A 24,529-nucleotide genomic window follows, 5' to 3' on the forward strand; every position below is an offset into this window, starting at 1 on the left:
GCCGCGCGTTCAGATCAGGAACTGGCGATAGGCCTCGTTGCCGGTTTCCTCGAAATGGGCGTAGCCCAATTGCAGCAGGAAAGCGTCCAGCGCCGCGCTGTCGGCCAGCGGCGCCTGGATGCCCACCAGCGCCGAGCTGAAGTCCGCGCCCTGGTTGCGGTAGTGGAACAGGCTGATATTCCAGTTGGGCGCCATCTCAGACAGGAACTTCATCAACGCGCCCGGACGTTCGGGGAACTCAAAGCGGAACAGCCGTTCACCGGCCGCCAAGGGCGAACGCCCGCCCACCATGTAGCGGATGTGCTGTTTGGACACTTCGTTGTTCGTCAGGTCGGTGACCGAAAAACCCTGCTCTTCCAGCGCCGCCACGATGTCGGCCGAGTCCCCGCGGCGCGCGATCTGCATGCTGACGAAGATGTGCGCGGTCTGCGCATCGGCAATGCGGTAATTGAATTCCGTCACGCTGCGCTGCCCCAGGACGCGGCAGAAGCGGCGAAAGCTGCCACGCTCTTCGGGCACCGTCACGGCAAACACGGCTTCACGCGCTTCGCCCACCTCGGCCCGGTCGGCCACGAAGCGCATGCGGTCAAAGTTCATGTTGGCGCCAGACGTGATGGCTACCAGCGACAGCCCCTGCGCGCCCTCGCGTTCCACATACTTCTTCAGGCCCGCCACCGCCAGGGCGCCCGCGGGCTCCAGCACGCTGCGCGTATCCAGGAACATGTCCTTGATCGCCGCGCACACGGCATCGGTGTCCACCAGGATCACTTCGTCCAGATACTCGCGGCACAGGCGGAAGGTCTCTTCGCCCACCAGCTTGACCGCCGTGCCGTCCGAAAACAGGCCCACTTCCGGCAGATTGACCCGCTCGCCCGCCTGCAGCGATTGCGCCATCGCGCAGGAATCCTCGGTCTGCACGCCGATGACCTTCACTGCCGGGTTCACCGTCTTCACATAGGCCGATACGCCCGCCGCCAGGCTGCCCCCGCCGATCGGCACGAAAATCGCATGGAGCGCACCGGGATGCTGGCGCAGGATTTCCATGCCGACGGTGCCTTGGCCCGCGATCACGTAGGGGTCATCGAAGGCCGGGATGAAGGTCAGGTCCTGTTGCTGGGCCAGCGTTTGCGCGTGGGCGTAGGCATCGCTGTAGGAATCGCCCGCTTGCACCACGGTGACGGTCGGGCCGCCGTGGGCGCGCACGGCGTCCACCTTCACCTGCGGGGCCGTTTGCGGCACCACGATGATGGCGCGCACGCCCAGCTTGGCAGCCGAAATGGCCACGCCCTGCGCATGGTTCCCGGCCGACGCAGTGATCACGCCGCGATCCAGCGCCGCTTGCGGCGTGTTGCGCATCTTGTTGTAGGCCCCACGCACCTTGAACGAGAAGACGGGCTGGTTGTCTTCGCGCTTGAGGTGGACCGTGTTGTTCAGCCGCGCCGACAGGCCACGCGCGGGGTCCAGTTCGGTTTCGCGGGCAATGTCGTACACGCGGGCGGTCAGGATCTGGCGCAGGTATTCGATGGGCGAAGCATTGCCTTGCTGGAAGTCCGTAGTGTCAGCAAGGGAGTCGGCGGGGGTGCAAGCGGGCATGGGGTTCTCTGCGTTGGGATACTTGCCTTGCAGAGGCGGCCACAAAAAACCCGCCTCGTGGGGCGGGTGGCTGTGACTGACTGCGGTCGCGCGCTAACCCACCATTCCAGGAATGATGGTAATAATCAGCGAAATGCGGACGGCGCGGGAAGTCATGAACCGCAGCTTGCGCCCGCCGCGAAAGTTTGTCAAATCGCCCATAGCAGGCCGGCTTCATCCTGACTCGATGCACCATTCGCGTGGGAAGCCGCCACGTTAGGCCCTATTACCCACACATTACCGGCCGTTGCGGCCTCATGCGCTTCCGAGCATCGCGCATTCGTTGCCAAAATTCGGCTATTGGGCCATATCGAGGCCGTATTGATGCGATATCGAGCCCATAAGACGGCCTTTTGCGGTCATTTCCCCGCGCGCCGGGCGTATCGCGGTATTACAATGTTCAATTCGTGGCAGTCGCACCATCCCAGAATGGCCCGGTAAACCGGCCATCAAATAAAGGGCGGGCGCCGGCCAATTTGGACAGATCCAGGTCGTTGATCCGCGTCTGCCCATACGAACCCACTCTCGATAACATCTACCGGCGTACGCCGCTTAGCATGTTCGGGTTTGCGCCAAAAGCGCCTGAAGCCGAACAGATTCAAGGATCATGTCTCTTACTCCGAAGATTATCTATACCCTCACCGATGAAGCTCCGGCGCTTGCAACCCGTTCGCTGCTTCCCATCGTCCAGGCTTTCGCCAAACCCGCAGGCATCACGGTCGAGACGCGCGACATCTCCCTGGCCGGCCGCATCATCGCCCTCTTCCCGGACTACCTCGAAGACAGCCAGAAGCTCTCTGACGCCCTGGCCGAACTGGGCGCGCTGGCGGTCAAGCCCGAAGCCAACATCATCAAGCTGCCCAACATCAGCGCCTCGATGCCCCAACTGAAGGCGGCCATCAAGGAACTGCAGGAACAGGGCTACAAGCTGCCGGACTACCCGGACGCTCCCGCCAATGACACCGAGCGCGACGTCAAGGCGCGCTACGACAAGGTCAAGGGCAGCGCCGTGAACCCGGTCCTGCGCGAAGGCAACTCCGACCGCCGCGCCCCGCTGTCGGTCAAGAACTACGCCCGCAAGCACCCGCACAAGATGGGCGCCTGGTCGGCTGATTCGAAGTCGCACGTGGCTCACATGTCCGAAGGCGATTTCTACGGCACTGAAAAGTCGGCCCTGATCGCCGAAGCCGGCGACGTCAAGATCGAACTGACGGCCGCCGACGGCACGAAGACCGTGCTGAAGGAAAAGACCCCGGTCAAGGCCGGCGAGATCATCGACGCCGCCGTGCTGTCGACCGCCAAGCTGAAGTCCTTCCTGCAGGCCCAGATCGACGACGCGCGCGCCACCGGCGTGCTGTTCTCAGTGCACCTGAAGGCCACGATGATGAAGGTCTCCGACCCCGTCATCTTCGGCCACGTCGTGTCCGTGTTCTACAAGGACGTGCTGGCGAAGCACGCCGCGGTGCTCAAGCAAGCCGGTTTCGATGCCAACAACGGCATCGGCGACCTGTACGCCAAGATCCAATCGCTGCCCGCTGACCAGCAGGCCGCTATCACCGCCGACATCGACACCGCCTACAAGACGCTGCCGCAACTGGCGATGGTGAATTCCGATAAGGGCATCACCAACCTGCACGTGCCCAGCGACGTCATCGTCGACGCGTCCATGCCCGCCATGATCCGCGACTCGGGCAAGATGTGGAACGCCGACGGCCAACTGCAAGACACCAAGGCCGTCATCCCTGACCGCAGCTACGCTGGCGTCTACCAGGCCGTCATCGACGACTGCAAGAAGAACGGCGCCTTCAATCCGGTCACGATGGGCAGCGTGCCCAACGTCGGCCTGATGGCCCAAGCCGCCGAAGAATACGGTTCGCACAACAAGACGTTCGTCGTGCCCGCATCGGGCACCGTGCGCGTTACCGACGCCTCGGGCAAGGTCCTGCTGGAACAAGCCGTTGAAGCCGGCGACCTCTGGCGCATGTGCCAGACCAAGGACGCCGCGATCCAGGATTGGGTCAAGCTGGCCGTCACCCGCGCCCGCGCCAGCAAGACGCCCGCCGTCTTCTGGCTGGACGAAAAGCGTGCCCACGACGCCCAGGTCATCGCCAAGGTCAAGCAGTACCTGAACGACCACGACACCAGCGGCCTGGACCTGCGCATCCTGGATCCGGTTGAAGCCACCAAGTTCTCGGTCAAGCGCATCCGCGAAGGCCTGGACACGATCTCGGTCACCGGCAACGTGCTGCGCGACTACCTGACCGATCTCTTCCCCATCATGGAACTGGGCACCAGCGCCAAGATGCTGTCGATCGTTCCGCTGGTTGCCGGTGGCGGCCTGTTCGAAACGGGCGCGGGCGGTTCGGCGCCGAAGCACGTCCAGCAGTTCCTGGAAGAAGGCTTCCTGCGCTGGGATTCGCTGGGCGAATTCATGGCCCTGGCCGAATCCCTGGATCACCTGGGCCGCGCGTACAAGAACCCGACTGCCCAGATCCTGGCCAAGACGCTGGATCAGGCAACCGCCAAGTTCCTGGACGAAAACAAGTCGCCGGACCGCAAGGTCGGCGGCCTGGACAACCGCGGCAGCCACTTCTACCTGGCCATGTACTGGGCCCAGGCCGTGGCCGCGCAAACTGACGACCGTGCACTGGCTGCCCAGTTCGCCGGTGCGGCGGGCGCGTTCGCTGAAAACGAGGCCAAGATCGTTGAAGAACTGAAGTCGGCCCAAGGCAAGCCCGTGGACATCGGCGGCTACTACCAGCCGAACGAAGCCCGCGCCAGCCAAGCCATGCGCCCCAGCGCCACGCTGAATCAGGTGCTGGCCTCCATCGGCTAAGCCCCCTCGCCCGGCGGCCACCCGCCGCCAGGACGACAAAAAACCGGCAGCCCTTACAGGCTGCCGGTTTTTTTTCTTGGGCTTTGGCTGTCTGCGCGACGGCTAGCGCGCCGCCGGCACGCCCGCGCACATGCGTTGGCGGAACGCCGCATCGATGTCGATGCGCCACACCGCACGCTTGTCGCCGGCGATACGTGCGGGCACGCCGGCAATCGCCGGGTAGCGCGAGGCGTCGTCGTCCCTGCCCCAGATCCAGAAGCGTGCGCCGTCGGCGGCCGCGCACAGGCGGGGCGTCAAGTCGCCGATATCCACCAGCACGCGCTTGCCCACGACGGGATCAAACTGCGCCGCGTCGTACAGTTCCTTGCGCCAGTTGTCGCGCGTGGGGATTTCGGGGTCTTGCCAGTTGTCGACGATCCAGGCGGGTTGCTCGGCCTGCGTATAGAAGCCCAGGTCGAACGGCAGCGCATGCAGCGCGATCTGCCCGTCTTGCGGCCGCATTTCGCGCTGCAGCGCCTGCATGGTTGGGCCCGCGCTGCCCCGCGGATTGGTCGAAGCGGCAATGATCGCCCCCAGGCAGATGACGGCCGCCACACCCGCCGCGATGACCACCCACCGGCGCCTGCCCGCCGCCCAGGCCGGTGCAAGGCGCTCGCTGACCAACAGCGCCAACGGCGGAAACACCGGCAGCACGTAACCGATCAGCTTGGATTGCGGAATGGAGAAAAATACCATCACCACGGCGATCCAGATGGCCATCAACCGCCGCAAGCCATGCGGGTCGGCTTCACGCCAGAATGCCGGCGTAAAGAGCGACGCGCCCCAGATCGACCACGGCAGCGACAGCCCGACCACGATGGGGACATAGAACCAGAACGGCTGCGCGTTGTTGAAGCCGCTTTGCGCGAAGCGCTCGAAGTGCTGATAGACGAAGAAGTAGTGATAGAAGCCAGGAAACTTCACCTGCATCAACCAGAACCACGGCACCGCCACCACCGCAAACGCCAGCAAGGCCGGCACCCACAGCAAGGCGCGCATGCCCCGCCAGTCCCGCCGCAATAGCAGCCAGGCCAGCACGATAGCGCCAGGCAACGCCAGGCCGATCAGCCCCTTGGCCAACACCGCCAGCGCCGCCAGCACGCCAGTGGCGATCGACATGGCGCGGAACGGCCGCCCTGCTTCTCGCCGCAATGCCGTATCGGCGGCGGCCAGCACGCACAGCGTGATCATGCTGGCTACCAGCATGTCCATATTGGCGAATTGCGCGGCGCCGAAGAACAAGGGCATCAGCCCCAGGATGGCCACTGCCCACCGCGCCTGCGCCACGTTCCGGTAGCGCGAGACAAAGGCGTAGAGCCCGGCCCCCGCGCTCCAGGCGCCAATCAGCGACGGCACCCGCGCGCTGAATTCGTGCACGCCGAAGAGCGCATAGCTGATCTGCGCCAGCCAGTAGTACAGCGGCGGTTTGTGGAAGTACGGCATGCCGTCCAGCAGCGGCACCATGGGAGAGCGGCTGCGCAGCATCTCCCACGCCACGCCGGCATAGCGCCCTTCGTCGGGCAAGGTCAGCCAGCGCGCCCAGGCCAGGGCGGCCAGCCACAGGGCCAGGCACAGCAGCACCAGCCAACCGGGGATGGCCTTTTGCAGGCTGACCGGGCGGACCGCGGGGGCGGGCGTCATGACCGCGCTCACGCCTGGCGCTCCGCGTTGGCGTGTGCGGCGGCAAGGCCGATATGACGGGACGGAAGGGTCAGGCAAGACTCGAAGGGCATCGGATTTCGGAAATGGACATGCACAAGAACGGGAAGCTGGAGCCATTATCGAAAGCCCCCCGTCGATTTCTCATGAAATTTCCAGCCCGAATCCGCCTTTTTCAGCCTTCCGTAGGCGGAAAACGCCCTTATTTCGACGTTGCCAGCCGGTCCAGACGCAAGCGTCCGCGCTCGTCCGTCAGCCGCCGCATGGCGCCGTACGCCGCGCCCATTGCCGCCATGCCGCTGGCGCCGCACAGCAAGAACATCAGCAGGATCTGATACTTGGCGGCGTCGATCGGGTCCATGCCCGCGATGATCTGGCCGGTCATGATGCCCGGCAGCGTGATGATGCCCGCCGCCGACATCTGATTGACGCTGGGAACGATGCCACGCCGCACGGATTCGCGCAGCAAGGAAGAAAACGCCTGATGCGGCGTGGCGCCCAGCGACAGGCGGGCTTCGATCGCCAGCTTTTCCCGGCGTACGCCCGACAGCACCCCGTCCAGCGCCAGGCTGGCGGCATTCAACACGCTGCCCAGCACGATGCCGACCAGGGCAATGGCATAACGAGGGTCGTACCAGGGGTCCGGGCGCAAGGCGGTGTTCAAGATGAACATCGCCGTGATCAACGTGGTGGCGGCCACTGCCAATGTGCCGACCCAGCCGTTGCCGTGCCCGGCCAACCGCGCCTTGGGCCGGGCGGCCACCTCGCGCGCGGCCAGCGCCATCATCACCGTCACGACCAGGGCGGTCAGCCACGGCGCGGCGTGCGCGAACACCACGCGCAAGATATGGCCCACCAGCAGCAACTGCACGACGGTGCGCACCGCCGCCCACAAGACCTGCCGCTGCAGGTTCAGCCGCAGCGCAAAGGAAATCGCTGCGCACAGCAGCACCAGGCAAGACGCGATCACCAGATCCAGCGCCTGCAACTTGATCACGTCCATAACGGCTCCAGTCTGCCCGCTTCCATCCGCCAGCGCCGACGCGCCAGTCGCTGCGCCTGCTCGGGGCTATGCGTCACCATCAGGATCGCCGCGCCGCCGTCCAGATAGCGTTGCATCGCCGCCTCGACCAGCGCGGTCGCCGCCTGGTCCAGGGCCGCCGTCGGCTCGTCCAGCAGCAGCACGCGCGGCGCCTGCGCCAGTGCGCGCGCCAAGCCCAGTCGCTGGCGTTCGCCGGTGGAAAGCTCGTGCACCAAGGCGTCCAGCTTGTCGGAGGGCAGGCCCAGCGCCAGCATCAAGGCCTGGGCTTGCGCGCGGTCGGTGAAGTGCGGCGCGACATGGTCGTCCCACCAACCCGCTTCGGCCTGGCAATAGACCACCTTGCGCCGCCATTCGAATCCGCGCATCGCGGAACGGCGGGCCCCGTCAAGTTCGACTTCGCCGTGGCCTGGGTCCAGGTCTGCGACCTGGCGCAGCAACAGCGATTTGCCCGACCCGGAGGGTCCGGTGATGGCCGCGCATTCGCCTGCAGCAAGGTCCAGGCTGACCGGGGACAGGCGCTGGCTGTATACGCCGCGCAGCCGGAGAACGGGCACGCTATCAGCCATGGGTGCTGCCCTCGTGCGCCAGGGCCTGCGCAGACTCCGCCGCCTCGGCCTTCACCCAATCGATGAACGCCTGCACTTCCGGCCGGGCGACGGCGTCCGGCCGGCTGACGATGTAGTACGCGAAGCGCGCGGGCCAGGGCCGGTCCAGCGCAAGAACGAGCCTGCCCGAATCAAGATCTTCCCGGGCGTGCGTGTCTTGCACCAGCGCGATGCCCTGCCCGGTGCCGGCGGCGCGCAGCAACAGCAGGTCGTCTTCAAAGCTGGGGCCGCGTTGCGCATCGGCCCCGGCGTCCACGCCATGCGCCTGCAGCCACAGCGCCCAATCGGCGCGGTCGGAATCCTGCAGCAACGGGTACTTCAGGCAATCTTCGGCTGACCTGATGGCCGGTCCTTGTGCCAGCAGCGCCGGACTGGCCACGGGCAACAGTACAGGCGTCATCAGCCTGAAGGTCGACAAGCCGGGGTAATGCCCCAGGCCGTGGCGCAACGCGACGTCGATGCGGTCGCGCCTGAAGTCGACCAGCTTGGACGACGCTTCCACCCGGACCTCGATATCGGGATGCAGCGCCGAGAATCTGCCGATGCGGGGCACCAGCCACGACGACGCGAATGACGGCACCGTGCTGACGGTCAGCGTGCGCTGGACGGAATAGGACTCCAGCAGCGACAACGATTTTTCGATCTGATCAAAGGCGCGCAGCAAGCCCGGATAGGCGCTGGCGCCAGCAGGCGTGAGCCGTACGCCATGCCGTTCGCGCACGAACAGCGCCAGCCCCAAGCGGTCTTCCAGCAAACGGATCTGCTGGCTGACGGCGCCGGGGGTGACTCCCAAGGCCTCGGCCGCCGCTTTCAGGCTGCCCAGGCGCGCGGACTCGGTAAAGGCTCGCAAGGCAAGCAAAGGCAGTACGGCACCCACAGCGCTTTCCTTTAGAAAATCTATCTTCTGGTTCGGGGCAGAATATCACAGACCCAAGGAAAACATCGCTTGTAAGGTCTTATGTACGCCCCAGATCCAGGATAGGCAGACTAAAACAAAACAGCCCGCTTTCGGGCGGGCTGTTGTGGCCATGACTAACCGTATCGGCTATGGAATCAAAGCATGTGCGCCAGGAATTCCCGGCTGCGCGCCTGCTGCGGCGCCCGGAAGAAGTCCGCGGATGGCGCTTCTTCCACGATGCGGCCTTCGTCCATGAAGATGACGCGGTGCGCCACTTCGCGGGCAAAGCCCATTTCGTGCGTGACGACCAGCATGGTCATGCGCTCGTCGGCCAGCTGCTTCATCGTGCGCAGCACTTCGCCCGTCAGTTCGGGGTCCAGCGCGGACGTGGGCTCGTCGAACAGCATGATGTCGGGTTCCATCGCCAGCGCACGGGCAATCGCCACGCGCTGCTTCTGGCCGCCCGACAGGCGCGTCGGATAGTTGTCGCGCTTGTTCAGCAGGCCAACCTTGCGCAGCAGCTCTTCCGCTTTCGGGATGATCTGCGCCTTAGACATGCCTTTCACCGTCAGCGGTGCTTCGATGATGTTCTGCAGCACCGTCATGTGCGGGAACAGGTTGAACGACTGGAACACCATGCCCATCTTGCGGCAGATGCGGCGCACGTCGGCGTCGCTGGCGTATTGGCTGCGGCCGCCGTCGACGGCACGTGCCATGATCTCGCCTTCGACCTCGATGCTGCCTTCGTCGATGGTTTCCAGATGGTTCAGGCACCGCAGGAACGTGCTCTTGCCCGAGCCGGACGGGCCGATCACCGCCACGACCTCGCCCTGGCCCAGCGTCAGCGACACCTGGTCCAGCACGCGGTTGGTGCCGAACGATTTGATGATGCCGCGCGCCTGGATCATGACGGGGCGGCCGTGTGCGTCGGCGCCGGGCGTCGGATTACTGGTCATATTTGGCATAGCGCTTTTCCATGTGCTGGAAGAACCACGTCAACACCAGCGTCATGAGGAGGTAGAAGGCGGCGGCGACCAGGAAAGGCGTGGTCGTGAAGTCGCGCTGCACGATGCCGCGCGCGGTCCGCAGGATGTCGTTCAAGGCCAGCACGTAGATCAGCGACGTGTCCTTCACCAGCGTGATGGTCTCGTTGCTCATCGGCGGCAGCACGCGCTGCACCATCTGCGGCAGGACGATGCGGCGCAGCGTCTGCAGATAGGTCATGCCCAGCACCTTGCTGCCTTCGTACTGGCCCCGGTCCACCGACTGGATGCCGGCCCGGAAGATCTCGGCGAAGTACGCCGCGTAGTTCAGCGCAAACGCCACGACGGCCGCCGGAAAGTCGGGCAGGCGCACGCCCACCACGGGCACGAACGGCAGCGCGAAGTAGATGAACAGCATCTGGAGCATCAGCGGCGTGCCGCGCATCAGCCAGATGTATCCGTTGACCAGGCTGCTCAGCAGCGGCCACTTCGAAATTCGCGCAAGCGCCAGCACCAGCCCCAGGGGCACGGCCAGGGCCAGGGTGATGAAAAACAGCGTCAAGGTCACTTTCGCGCCTTCCGCCATAGGCCCCAACAGGGAGAGTACGTAGTCCATTCAGTGGGATCGCGCCGCTTGCGGCAAGAAGATTCATGAGCAAGCCCGCCTGGCGCCTGGGCGCGGCAGCGGGCTGCGGGACGGCTTGGGGCTCGCGCCCGGGCCGGCAGGCCGCGGGCGCCGCACGCCGATTACTTGATGATGTTGGCGCCGAACCACTGGGTAGCGATGCGGCCGGCGGTGCCGTCCTGCTTCATCGAATCCAGCGTCTTGTCCAGCTTGCCCAGCAGTTCGGTGTCATCCTTGCGCACGCCGACGCCGTAGTCTTCGGTGCCGAAGTTCTCTTCCAGCACGCGGTACTCGCCTGCGCGCTTGCTGATCAGGTAGCGGCCCACCACTTCGTCCACCACGATGGCGTCCAGGCGGCCGGCGGCCAGGTCCATCAGGGCCGTGACGTTGTCGCCGAACTTCTTCACTTCCTTGATCTGGGCGGCAACCGGGTCCTTGGCGATGGCGTCGGTGGCGCTGCTGCCGTCTTGCGCACCCACGGTCTTGCCGGCCAGGTCGGCCTTTGCCTTCACCGGCGACGCGGTGCCGACGATGATGATCTGGTGGTTAGCCATGTACGGCGCAGTGAAGCTGATGTTCTTCTTGCGCTCTTCGGTGATGGTCAGGCCGTTCCACAGCACGTCGACGCGGCGGCCGTTGAGTTCGGCTTCCTTGGCGCTCCAGTCGATCGGCTTGAATTCGACTTCGATGCCGAGGCGCTTGCTGGCTTCCTTGGCCATGTCGATGTCGAAACCGACGATCTGGTTGCTCGCGTCACGAAAACCCATGGGCGGGAAATTGTCGTCCAGGCCCACCACGACCTTCTTGGCGGCGGCCGGCGCTTGCGTGCTGGCGGCCGGCGCGTTGTCGCTGGGGCCGCAAGCGGTCAGCATCGTGGTTGCGGACACGAGGAAAACAGCAGTCAGTTTTTTCATAGTTATGGGTGCGCCAGGCGCAGGAATGAAGAAGCCGGAGTGGCTGGACAATCAGCCGCGAGGCGACATTTTAGCGTCACTGCGCGACCCGCCCCTGGCGGGCCGGTCCGTACGCTGCCGCCCGCCCGCCTGGCCGCGCGGCAGCGCCTGTTATGGGGCGGGATGAAAGCGTTCCAGAAGGCGCAGGAACAGTTCCACGGCACGGGTGCCGGGCCGGGACACCTCGGTGATGGCGCTGATGGTGTTTTCGTAGACCGGGCCGTCGGGCAGCTGTGTCAAGGCGTGCCGCCGGGACACCGAATCCGCGTAATGCTGGGGCAGCATCCCGAGGTAATGGCCTGACGACACCAGCATGGCGATCGCCTCCAGCCCCGTGGCGTCCGGGCCGCGCGCGAACCCGTACGAGCCCAGCGCATCGTGCACGAAGGGGTGCGAGCGATACACCAGCGGCAGGTCGCGGGCGCGCTCCAGGCTGCCGCGCGCCACGAACAGCCGGTGCCGCTCCACGAACAGGCGCTGGTAATGGAAGCCGCTTTCGCGGCGGTACATGCCCCGCACCGCAATCTGCACGCGTCGCTCGCGCAGCGCCTGGTCCAGGTCGTTGAAGGTCATCACCGTCAGTTCCACCTTGACGTCGGGCGCCGCCTCTCGCATGGCGCTCAACGCCCGGGGGATCTGGCAGTCGGCGTCGGTAATCACGTGCTCGACCATGCCGATCGACAGCGTCCCCGACAGCACGCCACGGACCGCATCGATCTCGGGCCGGATGCGCTCCAGCGATTTCAGGGCGTCGCGGGCCAGTTCCAGCGCCACTTTGCCCGCCTGGGTCAGCTCGAAGCCCGACGGCCCGCGGTCGCACAGGCGCACGCCCAGCGTTTCCTCCACCTCGCGCACATGGCGGCTGATGGAGGCCTTGGACATGTTCAGCTGCTTTTCCGCCGCGGCAAAGCCGTTGGCCTGGGCCACGGCGCAGAAGATGCGCAGGGAGCGCAAGTCGCGCTCGGTGAACTCCGGACGGGCCACGGTCGTTCCGTTTTGAAAGGTATTGAATTTTGAAACCATACCACTAAAAAAATCATTTTTCATGACCGATCCAGGGGAATACAGTTTCTGGAACCGCTGGCCAGGGAGCGCAGATTCCCGCGGCGGGCCCACACCGGGCCTGCCGGCCCAGCGGCCTAAACATCACGATATTTCAAGGGAAAAATCATGCAGAACCTGTCCAGAAGGCGCTTTGTCACGACCACCCTCGCCGCCGGGGCGGCGTTGGCCCTGCCCGCGCTCTCGTTTGCCGAGGGCGGATCGCTGGCAGACATCAAGAAGCGCGGCAAGCTCACGGTGGGCACCGAAGCCGCCTACGAGCCGTTCGAGTTCGTCGAAAACGGCAAGGTCGTGGGCTACGGGCACGACGTGCTGCAATTGATGGCCGCCAAGCTGGGCGTGCAGCTGGAACAGATGAACCTGCCCTTCCAGGGGCTATTGCCGGGCCTGATGTCGCGCAAGTTCGACCTGGTCGCCACCAGCGTGGGCATCACCCCGGAACGCGCCAAGCGCTTCGCCTTCACCCAGCCGGTGGGCGTGGTCCGGTCGGTGCTGATGGTGCGGGTGGACGATGCCTCGATCAAGCAGGACAAGGACATCGCGGGCAAGATCATCGGCACCCAGATGGGATCGTCGTCGCAGCCGGTGGCCGAGGAATTCGAGAAGCGCTTGAAGGAGTCCGGCGCCAAGGGCTATGCGGACACCAAGCTGTTCCAGGCCTATCCGGACGTGTCCAACGCGCTGGCCAACAAGACCGTGGATGTGGCGCTGATGCCGTCGAACATCGCCGCGGTCCAAATGCGCAAGCAGCCGGGCGCTTTCCGCATCGCCGGCGAGATCGGCCAGGCCAAGCTGCTGGCCTGGGTCGCGAACCCGCAGGACCTGGAGATCCGCCAGTTCGTCAACGACACTTTCGACGAATTGCGCGCGTCCAACCAGTTGCTGGAACTGCAAAAGAAGTGGTTCGGGGCGCCCATGGACATCCCGCGCGCCAACTACCTGCCTGCCGGCGCCATCTGAGCCCGCCGCCATGCTGGACTGGTTGAATCAAAACGGCGCGCTGGCGCCGTTCCTGCACGGCGTCGTCTCGGGCACGGCCATCACCATCGCGGCATCGGCGGCGGCCTTCGCCATCGGCATCGTGCTGGGCGTCGTCCTGCTGCTGGCGCGGATGTCGCCATATGCGCCGGTGCGCGGCGTGGTCATGCTGTGGGTCAGCGCCATCCGCGGCACGCCCGCGCTGATCCACATGCTGATCGCCTACTACGTGGTGCCGCCGCTGCTGGGCATCTCGGTGTCGCCCATCGCCGCGGGCATCGGCGCGCTGGCCTGTAACACCAGCGCCTACATCGTGGAAATCCTGCGCGGCGCGCTGGGCACGCTGTCGGGCGGCCAGGTGGCCGCGGCCCGCGCCCTGGGGATGCGGCGCCGGCAGATCTGGCGCTATGTGCTGCTGCCCCAGGTGTTCTACCGCGCCATCCCGCCGCTGACCAGCGAACTGACCATCCTGCTCAAGGCGTCCTCGCTGATGTCCATCATCGCGGTGCCTGAACTGGCCACGGTCGCGCGCAACGCCACGTTGCAAAGCGACCTGCCGCTGCAGGTGTTCACGGTGACGGCGGTCGTCTATTTCATCATTCTGTTCTGCCTGTCGGCCGTCTCAAGGCTGTGCGAGCGGCGCGTGTCGAGGATGCTGCCCCATGCCCATTGATCTCTCCATCGTCGGGGGGTCCATCCCCGTGCTGCTCAAGGGCCTGCGGATCACGGCGCTGGTCAGCCTCATCGGCATTCCGCTGGGCATGCTGATCGGCAGCCTGGCCGCCTACGCGGCGCAGTCGCGCACGCCCTTGCGCCCGCTTGCACTGGGTTACGTGGAGCTGGTACGCAACATTCCGTACCTGATCCTCGTCTACCTGTCGTTCTTCGGCCTGCCCAAGCTGGGCGTACCGGCTTCCGCCATGTCGGTCGCCATCGGCTGCACGGCCTTCTACACAGGTGGCTACTTCTGCGAAATCCTGCGCGCCGCCCTGCAAAGCGTGCCGCGCGGGCAGACCAGCGCGTCGCTGTCGCTGGGCATGACGTACTGGCAGACGCAGCGCCACATCGTCGTGCCGCAGCTGTTCGGCTACCTGATCCCGCCCACCACCAGCCTCGTCATCATGATGTTCAAGGACTCGGCGATCTTTTCGGTGATGAGCCTGCCCGAAATGACCTACCAGAGCAATCTGCTGACCGCCAACACCTTCGCGTACCTGGAAGTGCTGGGCACGACCGCGCTGATCTATTGGCTGTGCAGCGTGCTGATGGCCGGCATCGGCCGCCGCCTGGAATCCGTGGCACGCCGCAACACCCACCAGGCCTGACTCCCTTCATCCTCCCTGCAACAGGAACCCCAGACATGAGCACCTATACCGTCCCCCCCCGCACCGGCCACCCCACCCTGCTGTATTCGACGCTGGCGCTGGACCTGGACAACCTCCAGGCCGACATCGCGGTCCTGGGCATGCCCTATGGTTCGCCGTATTCGGCCGCCGACTTCAGCAACGACCAGACGAATGCGCCCACCGCCATCCGCCAGGCCACCGACCGCGTCGTACGCCGCCCCGGCCACTATGACTTCGACATCGACGGTCCGCTACTGCAAGGCCGCGACGACATCCGCTTCGTGGATTGCGGCGACATCGTCCCCGACCTGTCCAAGCCGCGCGGGGAACACTACGAACGCGCCGAAGCCGCCGTGCGCCGCATCGCCGCCGCCGGCGCCGTACCCATCGTGCTGGGCGGCGACCACGGCATCACCACGCCCATCCTGCGCGGCCTGGACCAGAAAGGCCCGATCACGCTGGTGCACATTGACGCCCACCTGGACTGGCGCGACGACGTCAACGGCGTGCGCGACGGGCTGTCCAGCCCCATCCGCCGCGCCTCTGAAATGGCGCACGTGGACCGCATCATCCAGATCGGCCTGCGCGCCCAGGGCAGTGGCCGCCCGGAAGAACTGGTAGCCGCCCGCGCCTATGGCGCCGAGCTCGTCACCGCCTACGAGCTGCACGACGTGGGCATGGACGCCGTGCTGGAGCGCATCCCCGACGGCGGCAACTACTACCTGACCATCGACGCCGACGGCATGGACCCGGCCACCATGCCCGCCGTAGCCGGCCCCGCCCCCGGCGGCGTCACCTTCGTCCAGGCCCGCAAGCTGATCCATGGCCTGGTGCGCAAGGGCCGCGTGGTGGGCATGGACATCGTCGAGATCCAACCGGAAAAGGACCTGAACCAGATCTCCTGCATCACCGCCGGCCGCCTGATCCTGAACCTGATCGGCGCCTCGATCCGCGCGGGACATTACGACAAATGAACGCCTCCGCACCCATCATCGACATCCGCGGGGTGGACAAGTACTACGGCAGCCACCACGTGCTCAAGCAATGTTCCACCCGGGTGGACAAGGGCGAGATCGTGGTGGTCTGCGGGCCGTCCGGCTCGGGCAAGTCCACCCTGATCAAGACGGTCAACGCCCTGGAACCCATCCAGAAAGGCGACATCCTGATCGACGGCGACTCCGTCACCGCGTCGCGCGACCTGCCCAAGCTGCGCACCAAGGTCGGCATGGTGTTCCAGCATTTCGAGCTGTTCCCGCACCTGGACCTCACGCGCAACCTGACCCTCGCCCAGGAGATCGTGCTGGGACGCGACAGCGCCACCGCGCGGGCCAAGGCCGGCGCGCTGCTGGAACGCGTGGGCTTGTCAGCCCACGCCCACAAGCATCCCGGCCAACTGTCCGGCGGCCAGCAGCAGCGCGTGGCCATCGCCCGGGCGCTGTCCATGGACCCGATGGCCATGCTGTTCGACGAACCGACGTCGGCGCTGGACCCTGAAATGGTCAACGAAGTGCTGGACGTGATGGTGGAGCTGGCCGAAGAAGGCATGACGATGATGGTCGTGACGCACGAAATGGGCTTTGCCCGCCGCGTGGCCAATCGCGTGGTCTTCATGGAGGACGGCGCCATCATCGAAGACAGCCCGACCGACCGCTTCTTCCGCGACGCCGCCAGCCCGCAGGCCCAGCGCTTCCTTTCCAAGATCCTTCCCCACTGACCCGGCCCGGCGCCCCGGCGCGCCGGCCTTACGACAAGACACGCATCATGGCGCACACCCGCATTCGTAAATTCAATACCCGCGACACCTATCCCGAGCAGCAGCTGGATAACGACCTGTGCCAGGCCGTCGTGGCGGGCAACCTGGTGTTCCTGCGCGGCCAAATCGGCCAGGACCTAGATTCCCGCGAATCGGTCGGCGTTGGCGACGTGGCCGCGCAGGCCGAGAAGGCCATGGCCAACGTCGCCATGCTGCTGGAGGAATGCGGCAGCGAGCTCTCGCACATCTGCAAGCTGACGGTTTATCTTGTCGATGTGCGGTACCGCGAAACCGTCTACCGCGTCATGGGCCGCTGGCTCAAGGGCGTGTTCCCGGTGTCCACCGGCATCGTGGTGTCGGCGCTGGCGCGGCCGGAATGGCTGGTCGAGATCGACGTGACGGCCGTCATCCCCGGTTGAATACCGGCCCGCTGACGCGGCATGCTAGGCTTTCCCGTTAACTCGGGAGGCCAGCATGCAATTCAACATCAAGGACCGCAAGGGCCAGATCATCGGCGTGGCGGACGTGCAGACCGGCGCCAACGCGCTGATGTCAGGCAGCTTTGCGCCCACCCCGCTATTCGCCCCTTACGCCCCCCTGTTCCATGCCTTGGAACAGGCTGCCACGGAGGCAACGACAGAAACGTCTGACCGCCTGCAACGGGACATCGACGGCCACGGCTTCCGTGCCGAGGGCCCCTTGCCGCTACCCACCAGCGCGCCCCTTGAGGCCCTGGCGATCACGCGCCACGGCGTCAGCTTTCGCCTGAAGCCGCCCGCTGCCGCGAAGGCCGGCGCATGACGCCTGCCATCCGCATCGGCCCCCTGGTCATCCCCTCCGAATTCGCCGTACTGCTCGTTGCGGCCGCCGTCGGTTTGCTGGCGGCGCGCCTGTTGAACCGCCAGCGCAGCGAGGCCAATGCACTGAGCACAGCCTTGTGGCGCGCGATGCTGGTCGGCCTGCTGGTCGCCCGGCTGGGTTTCGTCTGGCAATACCGCGAGCACTATCTGCCCGACCCGATCAAGATATTGGATTTGCGCGACGGCGGCTGGGCGGGGCTGGCGGGTCTTGCCGCCGCTTGGGGCTACGTGCTGTTCGCCACGGTCCGGCGCCACGCGCCGCGCGCCGCCCTGCTGGGCGCCGTGGCGCTGGCAAGTGTCGTGTGGGTCGGCGGCGGCCGCTGGCTTGCCCCCACGCCGCAAGCGCAGCCCGAATTGGCCGCGTTGGCGGTGCAGCGCATCGACGGGGCGCCGGCCGCGATGTCCGCGTTCCACGGCAAGCCCACCGTCATCAATCTGTGGGCCAGCTGGTGCCCGCCCTGCCGGCGCGAAATGCCGGCTTTCGCCAAGGCGCAGGCATCCAATCCCGACGTGAATTTCGTCTTCCTGAACCAGGGCGAGGCTCCGCCCGACGTCGCGCAATTCCTGGCGCAGCATGCGCCCGCCCTGCGCAATGTGCTGCTGGATCCGGCTGGCGAGGCATCACGCAAGCTCAGCAACCGCGGCCTGCCCGCCACACTGTTCCTGGACGCTCAGGGTCGTTTGGTCGACCTGCGCGTGGGCGAACTGTCCACGGCGTCGCTGGCGCAACGCCTGGAAGCCATCCAGAAAGCGGACGGCGGCTGACGCAGCCTCATTGCGGCGTCGCGCCAGCCCAGGGCAACGCCAGCCCCTGCATCGTCCGTTCAAAGAGATGCAGGCGCTGGCCGACGTGGGCAGGCGGCGCGTCCAGGCGCGCCACCATCACCGGGCCGTCTGGCAATGCGCGAATGGTGGCGACCACGGCGGGCGCCGCCTCGCCGGGCTTGGCGGGCATCGTGGTCCACGCCAGCAACTCGCCCGCTTCCACAGGGACTTGCCGCGCCTGGGCCTGATCCTGCCCGCACGCCGGGCACCACAGCCTGGCGGGATACACCCGGTGGCCGCAGGCGTGGCATTCAAAAACGTTCACGCTCATGCGCCCTCCGCCGACAGTACCGCCGCATTGGCGCACATTCCGTAGCGCAATTGCACCATGCCGTAACCGGTCACAACGCCGTGGCGTAGTCCGGGCAACTGGCGCGCCCCCGCCTGCCCCAGCAACTGCCGCGACACTTCGACCAACCCATGCATACCGCCCGCCGTGCCCGCTTGTCCCGCAGACAGTTGGCCGCCGGCCGTATTGACGGGCAACGCCCTTGTCGCGATGCGGCGGGCAACGAAACCCGGCAAGTCATCCGCACGCGCGAACCCCAGATCGCACAATTGCGCCAAGGCCATCGCCGGGTAGTCGTCGTACACGCTGATCACGTCCATGTCTTCAGGCCCCAACCCCGCCCGGCGCCACAGGTCCGGGGCAAAGGCCGCAATACCGGTCGCCAACCCGTCGCCTTCCTGCTGGTCGTCGTTGTAGCGAGCGTCGCTGGCGATCAGCCGCACGCTGACGCCTGGCGGCTGCGCGCGCAGCACCAGCGCACTGGCCCCGCTGACGACGGGCACGCAGTCCAGCCGGCCCAGCGGCGGCGCGACAAGCGGCGCATCCAGGTATTGAGCCAGGGTCAGCGGCTGACGGTAGGCGGCGTTCGGATTGTCGGCCGCCCATTGCCGTTGCGCCACGCACAACGCGCCATAGTCTTCGCGGCGCAAGCCGGTACGCGCCATTTGCCGCTGCGTCAGCATCGCGAACAAGGGATTCGGCCCCTCGCAGCCCAGGGGACTCAGGTATTCCTGCGCGCTGCGGTTGTAGCCACGCACCAGCCCGGCGAAGTCGGCGCCGGTGAAGTGGTCGCCGGACACCAGCACGATCGTCCGGGCCTGGCCGGCTTCCAGCGCCAGCCACGCCTGCCGCAGCAGATTGATGGCGCTGGCGCCCCCCATTTCGTCCTGCATGCACCAATTCAGCCGCAGGCCCAGGCGCCAACCCAGATCGATGGCGCGATCCGGCCGCAGCGTGAACGACGCCACGCCCAGCCCGTCCACGTCGGCGGGCGTCAACCCCGCGCCGCGCAGGGCATCGCCGATAGCCTCGGCCATCAAGCCGGCGGTGCTGCACGACGCATCGGGATGCCGTAGCGCCGGCGTTTCCCCTACGCTGACGATGCCCGGGCGAGGGTCCCCACTCATTCCGTGTCCTCGCGCGGCGGCTCGCGCGTCAGCAGCAAGGTGATCACCGTGATGGCGGCCATGCCCACCAGGAACCACGCGACCGGCGTGGCCGATTCATACTTGCGCAGCAGCGCCATGGCGATCAGCGGCGACAAGCCGCCCGCGAACACGGACGCCAATTCGTGCCCCAGCGCCAGACCCGTGTAGCGGACTTCGGCCGGGAAAAGTTCAGCGAAGTACGCGGGCTGCGTGCCGATCATGGCGGCGTGGCAGACCGTGTTGCCCAGGAAGAAGGCCAGGAATATCCATACCGGTTCCTTCGTCTGCACCAGCCAGAAGAAGGGAAACGCCACCAGCACCAGGCCGGCGGAGCCGATCAGGTACACCGCGCGGCGCCCGATGCGGTCGGACAAGTGGCCGAACCACACGAGCGAGCCCAGTTCGATGAACATCGACGCCAGCACGCCGCCCAGCATGACGTCATTGGGTATGCCCAGGAATTTGCCATAGGCCAGCGCAAACGCCAGGAAAATGTATGAGCCGCCGTTCTCGGCCACGCGCAGGCCCATTGCGGTCAGCACCTGGCGCGGATATCGGCGGAAGACTTCCACGGCCGGCATGCCGCGCTTGGCCGTCTTCTTGGCCTGCACGAACTCTTCGCTTTCGGGGATGTGCTTGCGGATGTACAGGCCCACGCCGAAGATCAGCACGCTCAGCAGGAATGGCAGGCGCCAGCCCCAGCTCATGAACGATTCCTGCGGCAATTGCTGGGCCAGCATGAAGACCGCCGACGACAACACGAAGCCGCCTGCCACGCCCAATTGGCTGAACGACGAGAAGTAGCCGCGCCGCTTGCCGCCGACCGCTTCGCTGATGAGCAGCACGCCGCCGCCCCACTCGCCCCCGGCGGCTGCGCCTTGCAGCATGCGCAGCACCACCATCGCCACGGGGGCCCAGAAGCCGACCTGCTCATAAGTAGGCAGCAAGCCGATCAGGAACGTGGCCGCCCCCATCAGCCCCAGCGTCCATTCCAGCGCGAGCTTGCGGCCGTAGCGGTCGCCGATGTGGCCGAAGATCACGCCGCCCAGTGGGCGCGCCAGGAAGCCCACGGCAAAACCGGCGAACGCGCCCATCGTGCCCAGCAGCGGGTCGGTGCCTTTGGGAAAAAACAGCTCGCCGAAGACCAGCGCCGCGGCCGTGCCATAGATGAAAAAGTCGTACCACTCCATCGCGTTGCCCGCGACGGAGGCCATCACTACGCGCCGGGTCCGCTTTCTTTTTGCCTCGTCGCCGGCGGACAACGCCGCCCCCTTGTATGCCATCGTCATTGCCGCCCCTTGGATTTTTGAATGTTCAATGGCGCGCAAGCGCCGGTTCACGCTATCGCGCCACGCGATAACCCGCGGCGTCCCGGTCCCAGGTGTCGCCGGTGATGCCTTCTTCCCGCAAGCGGAACTTGCGGACCTTGCCGTTTTCGGTGCGCGGCAGATCGTCCAGCACGCGCAGATAACGCGGCACCGCGAAATACGGCATGCGGGGCTGGCAGAAATCCAGCAGGGCCGCGTGCGTCAAGGACTGGCCGGGCTTGTAGACCAAGGCCGCCATCACCTCGTCCTCGGCCAGGTCGGAACGCACCGCGTAGACCGCCACGACCGCCACGGCAGGATGCGCCAGCAGCACCTGCTCCACTTCGTAGGACGAGATGTTCTCGCCGCGGCGGCGGATCGCGTCCTTCATGCGGTCCAGGAAACGAAAGTAGCCATCGGCGTCGCGGACCACGCGGTCGCCCGTGTGGAACCACAGGTTGCGCCAGGCTTCGACCGTCTTGTCGTCCATGCCGAAGTAGCCGGTCGCCACCGCAAAGGGCGGCGTCGCCCGCAGCAGCAATTCCCCGGGTTCGCCATCGGGCACGGGCGCGTCATGTTCGTCGGCCACCATCGCGTCGAATTCCGGCGCGACGCGGCCCATCGTGCCGGCCCGTTGCTCGGCCAGGGTTCCGCCGAGCGCGAAATTGGTTTCGGTCGACCCGTAGCCCTCCAGCAACGCGATGCCGGTGCGTTCGGTAAAGGCGCCGTGAAAGCGTTCAGGTACGCCGGGCGCCAAGGCGATGCGCGTGCGGTGCCGGCGTTCCGATGCGGCGGGCTCATGCGCCAGCAGCATCGGCACCATCGCGCCCAGCAGATAGGTCACGGTGGCGCCGGTGGCCTCCAGGCGGTCGAAATAGCGGCTGGCGGAAAAGCGTTCGTCGCACACGATGGATGCGCCCGTCACCAGCGCCTGGAAGCAGGCGTTCAACGCGTTGGTATGGAACAGCGGCAGGCTGGTGTAGAGCACGTCCGCATCGGTGATCTCCAGATTGCGGGCCGCGATCCTGCCCCACCAGTAGAACTGCGCATGCGGGCAGCACACGCCTTTGGACAGCCCCGAGGTGCCCGAGGTGTACAGGATGGCCAACATGTCGCCGGGCCGGATGTCGGCCGCGGTCGGCAGGGGCGCATCGGGCGGCGGTGGCGGCGCACTGGCCGGCGCATGCAGGCCATTGACCGGAGAGGCCTCGTCCAGCAGCCAGATCGCCCGCAAGCGCAACGCGTCTGCCGGCTCTGTGGCGGGCATGGCGGCCAGCGCCGACAGGGCCGGACAGGACGCCGCATCCGCCACCAGCAGCACGCAGCCGCTATTGGCCAGGATGTGCCGCAACTGCATGCCGCGGGACGCCGTATTGATGGGCACCACCACCGCGCCCAGCCAACCGCAGCCCAGGACGATGGACAGGAATTCGTGCCGGTTGCCGGCCATCAGGCCGACACGGTCGCCACGCCCGACGCCTGCCGAGGCCAGGCGGGCGGCCCAGCTTGCGGCGTGGGCCGGCGCATCGCCGAAGCGCAAGGCCCCACCCGGCGCCTGCACCCACAGGCGATCGCCCAGACGGGCGCCCTGCTCCACCAACAACGACGGCAATGTCAACGCATGCATGGCGACGCTTCCCCAGTTGTGCGGCCGCTGCCTGGCGTGGCGCGGCTCTATGGAATTAGTCTAGGAATCAACTATTTATGTGTCAAATTTATGGGTATTATTTATCTTATAAATCAGACTGATATCAAGGGCATGCGTGGACTTCGACTTGAATCTCATGCGGGTTTTCCTGACCGTGCTGCATGAACGCAGCGTGACGCGCGCGGCGCAGCGGCTGAACCTGACGCAGCCCGCGGTCAGCTATGCGCTGGCCCGGTTGCGCGAGCGTTTCGACGACCCCCTGTTCGTGCGCACCGCCACCGGCATGCAGCCCACGCCCATCGCCTTTGCGCTGGCCGGCCCGATCGAACGCGGCATGAACAGCTTTGCCGAAGCCGTCAGCCTGCGGCAGCGTTTCGACCCCGCCACCAGCACCCGGCGCTTCCGGCTGTCCATGTCGGATATCGGTGAAATGGTCTTCCTGCCGCTCTTGATGGAACGCGTGCATGCGCTGGCCCCACGCCTGCAGGTCGAGGTGCTGGAAATTCCGCTGGAGCAATTGCCCCAGGCGTTGAAGGACGGCGAGGCCGACCTGGCCATCGGCAACCTGGCGGGCCTGGGCCGCCATACTCGCCACGCCGATTTGTTCAGCGAGCGTTACGCCTGCATGGGGCGGCGCGGCCATCCGGTGCTGTCGGCCGGCCTGACCCGCGGACAGTTCAAGCGGCTGGACCATATTCTGGTGGCCTCGCGCGCCAGCGCCCATCGCCTGCTGGACGACGTGCTGGGTGAAGCCGGCCTGCACCGCCAGCCCTACCTGACGCTGCCGCACTTTTCCGCCGCCGCCGAGATCGTGCGCCGTACCGACCTGACCGTTACGCTGCCCTATCGAGCGGCCATCTGGTTCAACCGCGACAACGCGTTCGAGATCCGCCCCCTGCCGCTTACCCTGCCGCCGCTATGCGTGACGGTGCACTGGCACGCACGCTTTGAAAGCGATCCCGGCACGATGTGGCTGCGGCGTCTGGTCGAAGACACACTGGCCGACCGCAGCCCGGCATGATTTGATCGATTCATGCAACAGACCCTGGCAAGCCAGGGCGTAGATACGCGCAGTTCCTGCAACTAGACTGGCTCCATTCTTATTTCCTTCCCGGAGCCCTCCATGTCTATGCTTCCCGCCCTGCGCCGTCTGCTGCAGACCGCCGCCCTTGCCGCGCTGATCGCCCCGGCCCACGCCGCCGGCACCGACCTGACGCTGACCCATTTCAACCCCGGCAACGACGCCATCTTCCCGGTGTCTTCGGTGCTGGTCAGCGGCCAGCACGACGCCATCTTGATCGATGCGCAATTCGGCAAATCGCAAGCCGCAAAAGTGGTCGACATGGTGCGCGCCAGCGGCAAGAAGCTGACCACCATCTACATCAGCCACGGCGACCCCGACTTCTACTTCGGCCTGGACACGGTGCTGGCGGCCTTCCCCGACGCGCGCGTCGTGGCCACCGAACCGACCGTGCGCCACATCAAGGAAACCGTGGACGCCAAGATCGGGTTCTGGGGCCCGAAGCTGGGCGCCGATGCGCCGTCCAAGGCAGTCATCCCGCAAGTGCTGCAAGGCCGCACGCTGACGCTGGAAGGCCAGACGCTGGAAATCACCGGACTGGACGGCCCGCAGCCGGATCGCAGCTTCGTGTGGATCCCGTCGCTCAAGGCCGTCGTAGGTGGTGTGGTGGTGTTCGGCGACCTGCATGTGTGGATGGCCGACACGCAAACGCCGCAGTCCCATCAAGATTGGCTGGCCACGCTGGCGCGCATCGAGCAACTGGCTCCCGTCACGGTCATCCCGGGCCACTACGCGCCGGGCGCTCCGCTCAACCTGGAATCCGTCCGCTACACGCAAGGCTATATCCGCGCCTTCGACATGCAAGCCGCGAAGGCCGGCGACAGCGCCGCACTGATCGCCGCGATGAAGGCGCAGTATCCCAAAGCGGGCGCCGCCGCGTCGCTGGACATCAGCGCCAAAGTCGCCAAGGGCGAAATGAAGTGGTGACAGGCGGTGCGGGCGGCTAAGGGAGGCCTTTGC

General features: G+C 66.2%; 24 protein-coding genes. 11 read left to right on the top strand and 13 right to left on the bottom strand.

Annotated features, from left to right (window positions below; all coding sequences use genetic code 11):
* Positions 1–9 precede the first annotated feature (9 nt).
* Positions 10–1,593 (bottom strand): threonine ammonia-lyase, biosynthetic, encoded by a 1,584-nt coding sequence (gene ilvA, locus AC3WMU_RS07265; RefSeq protein ID WP_492282086.1) that lies wholly within the window; start codon positions 1,591–1,593, stop codon positions 10–12.
* A gap of 646 nt (positions 1,594–2,239) precedes the next feature.
* Here ilvA and AC3WMU_RS07270 point away from each other — a divergent pair.
* Positions 2,240–4,468 carry an NADP-dependent isocitrate dehydrogenase gene (locus tag AC3WMU_RS07270; protein WP_492282087.1) on the top strand — a complete coding sequence of 743 codons (2,229 nt, stop codon included), beginning with the start codon at positions 2,240–2,242 and terminating at the stop codon, positions 4,466–4,468.
* Between the two features lie 102 nt (positions 4,469–4,570).
* On the opposite strand, the gene AC3WMU_RS07275 is transcribed toward AC3WMU_RS07270, so the two are convergent.
* From AC3WMU_RS07275 to AC3WMU_RS07310, 8 genes are all read right to left on the bottom strand, one after another.
* On the bottom strand, positions 4,571–6,148 hold the full coding sequence (locus tag AC3WMU_RS07275) for an ArnT family glycosyltransferase (RefSeq protein WP_492282088.1): 1,578 nt from the start codon (positions 6,146–6,148) through the stop codon (positions 4,571–4,573).
* Positions 6,149–6,368: 220 nt separating this feature from the next.
* A complete protein-coding gene (locus AC3WMU_RS07280; protein ID WP_492282089.1) occupies positions 6,369–7,169 on the bottom strand; it encodes an ABC transporter permease in 801 nt (266 codons plus the stop codon).
* Positions 7,160–7,774: an ABC transporter ATP-binding protein gene (locus tag AC3WMU_RS07285; RefSeq protein ID WP_424626231.1), complete on the bottom strand. Its 615-nt coding sequence runs from the start codon at positions 7,772–7,774 to the stop codon at positions 7,160–7,162. The genes AC3WMU_RS07280 and AC3WMU_RS07285 overlap by 10 nt, the downstream gene beginning before the upstream one ends.
* Positions 7,767–8,690: a transcriptional regulator GcvA gene (gene gcvA / locus AC3WMU_RS07290; RefSeq protein WP_492282090.1), complete on the bottom strand. Its 924-nt coding sequence runs from the start codon at positions 8,688–8,690 to the stop codon at positions 7,767–7,769. Before gcvA ends, AC3WMU_RS07285 begins: the two co-directional genes overlap by 8 nt.
* A 176-nt stretch (positions 8,691–8,866) precedes the next feature.
* Positions 8,867–9,619 carry an amino acid ABC transporter ATP-binding protein gene (locus AC3WMU_RS07295; RefSeq protein ID WP_492282358.1) on the bottom strand — a complete coding sequence of 251 codons (753 nt, stop codon included), beginning with the start codon at positions 9,617–9,619 and terminating at the stop codon, positions 8,867–8,869.
* 37 nt (positions 9,620–9,656) lie between these two features.
* Positions 9,657–10,310, bottom strand: coding sequence for an amino acid ABC transporter permease (locus AC3WMU_RS07300; RefSeq protein WP_006223039.1), 654 nt, complete (start codon positions 10,308–10,310; stop codon positions 9,657–9,659).
* A 131-nt stretch (positions 10,311–10,441) separates the two neighbouring features.
* Positions 10,442–11,233 (bottom strand): amino acid ABC transporter substrate-binding protein, encoded by a 792-nt coding sequence (locus tag AC3WMU_RS07305; RefSeq protein WP_088588086.1) that lies wholly within the window; start codon positions 11,231–11,233, stop codon positions 10,442–10,444.
* Positions 11,234–11,383: 150 nt separating this feature from the next.
* Positions 11,384–12,295, bottom strand: a complete 912-nt coding sequence (locus tag AC3WMU_RS07310) for a LysR family transcriptional regulator (protein ID WP_006223041.1) — start codon at positions 12,293–12,295, stop codon at positions 11,384–11,386.
* Between the two features lie 147 nt (positions 12,296–12,442).
* Between AC3WMU_RS07310 and AC3WMU_RS07315 the strand changes: the two genes are divergently transcribed.
* From AC3WMU_RS07315 to AC3WMU_RS07350, 8 genes are read left to right on the top strand one after another with little or no spacing between them, the layout of a single operon-like run.
* On the top strand, positions 12,443–13,294 hold the full coding sequence (locus AC3WMU_RS07315; RefSeq protein ID WP_280027661.1) for a transporter substrate-binding domain-containing protein: 852 nt from the start codon (positions 12,443–12,445) through the stop codon (positions 13,292–13,294).
* A gap of 10 nt (positions 13,295–13,304) precedes the next feature.
* Positions 13,305–13,985 carry an amino acid ABC transporter permease gene (locus AC3WMU_RS07320; RefSeq protein WP_088588089.1) on the top strand — a complete coding sequence of 227 codons (681 nt, stop codon included), beginning with the start codon at positions 13,305–13,307 and terminating at the stop codon, positions 13,983–13,985.
* Positions 13,975–14,637, top strand: a complete 663-nt coding sequence (locus AC3WMU_RS07325) for an amino acid ABC transporter permease (RefSeq protein WP_492282091.1) — start codon at positions 13,975–13,977, stop codon at positions 14,635–14,637. Before AC3WMU_RS07320 ends, AC3WMU_RS07325 begins: the two co-directional genes overlap by 11 nt.
* Before the next feature lie 35 nt (positions 14,638–14,672).
* Positions 14,673–15,632, top strand: a complete 960-nt coding sequence (locus AC3WMU_RS07330) for an agmatinase (RefSeq protein WP_492282092.1) — start codon at positions 14,673–14,675, stop codon at positions 15,630–15,632.
* Positions 15,629–16,372, top strand: coding sequence for an amino acid ABC transporter ATP-binding protein (locus AC3WMU_RS07335; protein WP_006223046.1), 744 nt, complete (start codon positions 15,629–15,631; stop codon positions 16,370–16,372). The genes AC3WMU_RS07330 and AC3WMU_RS07335 overlap by 4 nt, the downstream gene beginning before the upstream one ends.
* A gap of 47 nt (positions 16,373–16,419) precedes the next feature.
* A complete protein-coding gene (locus AC3WMU_RS07340) occupies positions 16,420–16,830 on the top strand; it encodes a RidA family protein (protein WP_006223047.1) in 411 nt (136 codons plus the stop codon).
* Positions 16,831–16,885: 55 nt separating this feature from the next.
* Complete coding sequence (locus AC3WMU_RS07345) at positions 16,886–17,212, top strand: hypothetical protein (RefSeq protein WP_492282093.1); 327 nt, start codon at positions 16,886–16,888, stop codon at positions 17,210–17,212.
* Positions 17,209–18,036, top strand: coding sequence for a TlpA family protein disulfide reductase (locus AC3WMU_RS07350; protein ID WP_492282094.1), 828 nt, complete (start codon positions 17,209–17,211; stop codon positions 18,034–18,036). Before AC3WMU_RS07345 ends, AC3WMU_RS07350 begins: the two co-directional genes overlap by 4 nt.
* 7 nt (positions 18,037–18,043) lie before the next feature.
* On the opposite strand, the gene AC3WMU_RS07355 is transcribed toward AC3WMU_RS07350, so the two are convergent.
* The 4 genes from AC3WMU_RS07355 to AC3WMU_RS07370 are packed head-to-tail and all read right to left on the bottom strand — an operon-like array spanning position 18,044 to position 22,518.
* Entirely contained in the window at positions 18,044–18,367 is a 324-nt protein-coding gene (locus AC3WMU_RS07355; protein ID WP_492282095.1) for a Zn-ribbon domain-containing OB-fold protein, read from the bottom strand.
* Positions 18,364–19,512, bottom strand: coding sequence for a thiolase family protein (locus AC3WMU_RS07360; RefSeq protein ID WP_492282096.1), 1,149 nt, complete (start codon positions 19,510–19,512; stop codon positions 18,364–18,366). The genes AC3WMU_RS07355 and AC3WMU_RS07360 overlap by 4 nt, the downstream gene beginning before the upstream one ends.
* Positions 19,509–20,822: an MFS transporter gene (locus tag AC3WMU_RS07365; protein WP_006223052.1), complete on the bottom strand. Its 1,314-nt coding sequence runs from the start codon at positions 20,820–20,822 to the stop codon at positions 19,509–19,511. The genes AC3WMU_RS07360 and AC3WMU_RS07365 overlap by 4 nt, the downstream gene beginning before the upstream one ends.
* Positions 20,823–20,874: 52 nt before the next feature.
* Positions 20,875–22,518 (bottom strand): ATP-dependent acyl-CoA ligase, encoded by a 1,644-nt coding sequence (locus AC3WMU_RS07370; RefSeq protein ID WP_492282359.1) that lies wholly within the window; start codon positions 22,516–22,518, stop codon positions 20,875–20,877.
* 106 nt (positions 22,519–22,624) lie between these two features.
* Here AC3WMU_RS07370 and AC3WMU_RS07375 point away from each other — a divergent pair, with 106 nt between their 5' ends.
* Together AC3WMU_RS07375 and AC3WMU_RS07380 are read left to right on the top strand one after the other, a co-directional pair.
* Positions 22,625–23,509: a LysR family transcriptional regulator gene (locus AC3WMU_RS07375; protein ID WP_006223054.1), complete on the top strand. Its 885-nt coding sequence runs from the start codon at positions 22,625–22,627 to the stop codon at positions 23,507–23,509.
* A gap of 102 nt (positions 23,510–23,611) precedes the next feature.
* Positions 23,612–24,496 carry an MBL fold metallo-hydrolase gene (locus AC3WMU_RS07380; protein WP_492282097.1) on the top strand — a complete coding sequence of 295 codons (885 nt, stop codon included), beginning with the start codon at positions 23,612–23,614 and terminating at the stop codon, positions 24,494–24,496.
* Positions 24,497–24,529: the final 33 nt, after the last annotated feature.

This window comes from Achromobacter sp. FW305-C-13 (assembly GCF_058783475.1).

Bases quoted from the DNA above. Each gene is read 5' to 3' on its own strand.
- ilvA (WP_492282086.1), bottom strand. From the start codon at position 1,593: ATGCCCGCTTGCACCCCCGCCGACTCCCTTGCTGACACTACGGACTTC.
- AC3WMU_RS07270 (WP_492282087.1), top strand. From the start codon at position 2,240: ATGTCTCTTACTCCGAAGATTATCTATACCCTCACCGATGAAGCTCCG.
- AC3WMU_RS07275 (WP_492282088.1), bottom strand. From the start codon at position 6,148: ATGACGCCCGCCCCCGCGGTCCGCCCGGTCAGCCTGCAAAAGGCCATC.
- AC3WMU_RS07280 (WP_492282089.1), bottom strand. From the start codon at position 7,169: ATGGACGTGATCAAGTTGCAGGCGCTGGATCTGGTGATCGCGTCTTGC.
- AC3WMU_RS07285 (WP_424626231.1), bottom strand. From the start codon at position 7,774: ATGGCTGATAGCGTGCCCGTTCTCCGGCTGCGCGGCGTATACAGCCAG.
- AC3WMU_RS07295 (WP_492282358.1), bottom strand. From the start codon at position 9,619: ATGATCCAGGCGCGCGGCATCATCAAATCGTTCGGCACCAACCGCGTG.
- AC3WMU_RS07300 (WP_006223039.1), bottom strand. From the start codon at position 10,310: ATGGACTACGTACTCTCCCTGTTGGGGCCTATGGCGGAAGGCGCGAAA.
- AC3WMU_RS07305 (WP_088588086.1), bottom strand. From the start codon at position 11,233: ATGAAAAAACTGACTGCTGTTTTCCTCGTGTCCGCAACCACGATGCTG.
- AC3WMU_RS07310 (WP_006223041.1), bottom strand. From the start codon at position 12,295: ATGGTTTCAAAATTCAATACCTTTCAAAACGGAACGACCGTGGCCCGT.
- AC3WMU_RS07315 (WP_280027661.1), top strand. From the start codon at position 12,443: ATGCAGAACCTGTCCAGAAGGCGCTTTGTCACGACCACCCTCGCCGCC.
- AC3WMU_RS07320 (WP_088588089.1), top strand. From the start codon at position 13,305: ATGCTGGACTGGTTGAATCAAAACGGCGCGCTGGCGCCGTTCCTGCAC.
- AC3WMU_RS07325 (WP_492282091.1), top strand. From the start codon at position 13,975: ATGCCCATTGATCTCTCCATCGTCGGGGGGTCCATCCCCGTGCTGCTC.
- AC3WMU_RS07330 (WP_492282092.1), top strand. From the start codon at position 14,673: ATGAGCACCTATACCGTCCCCCCCCGCACCGGCCACCCCACCCTGCTG.
- AC3WMU_RS07335 (WP_006223046.1), top strand. From the start codon at position 15,629: ATGAACGCCTCCGCACCCATCATCGACATCCGCGGGGTGGACAAGTAC.
- AC3WMU_RS07340 (WP_006223047.1), top strand. From the start codon at position 16,420: ATGGCGCACACCCGCATTCGTAAATTCAATACCCGCGACACCTATCCC.
- AC3WMU_RS07345 (WP_492282093.1), top strand. From the start codon at position 16,886: ATGCAATTCAACATCAAGGACCGCAAGGGCCAGATCATCGGCGTGGCG.
- AC3WMU_RS07350 (WP_492282094.1), top strand. From the start codon at position 17,209: ATGACGCCTGCCATCCGCATCGGCCCCCTGGTCATCCCCTCCGAATTC.
- AC3WMU_RS07355 (WP_492282095.1), bottom strand. From the start codon at position 18,367: ATGAGCGTGAACGTTTTTGAATGCCACGCCTGCGGCCACCGGGTGTAT.
- AC3WMU_RS07360 (WP_492282096.1), bottom strand. From the start codon at position 19,512: ATGAGTGGGGACCCTCGCCCGGGCATCGTCAGCGTAGGGGAAACGCCG.
- AC3WMU_RS07365 (WP_006223052.1), bottom strand. From the start codon at position 20,822: ATGACGATGGCATACAAGGGGGCGGCGTTGTCCGCCGGCGACGAGGCA.
- AC3WMU_RS07375 (WP_006223054.1), top strand. From the start codon at position 22,625: ATGCGGGTTTTCCTGACCGTGCTGCATGAACGCAGCGTGACGCGCGCG.
- AC3WMU_RS07380 (WP_492282097.1), top strand. From the start codon at position 23,612: ATGTCTATGCTTCCCGCCCTGCGCCGTCTGCTGCAGACCGCCGCCCTT.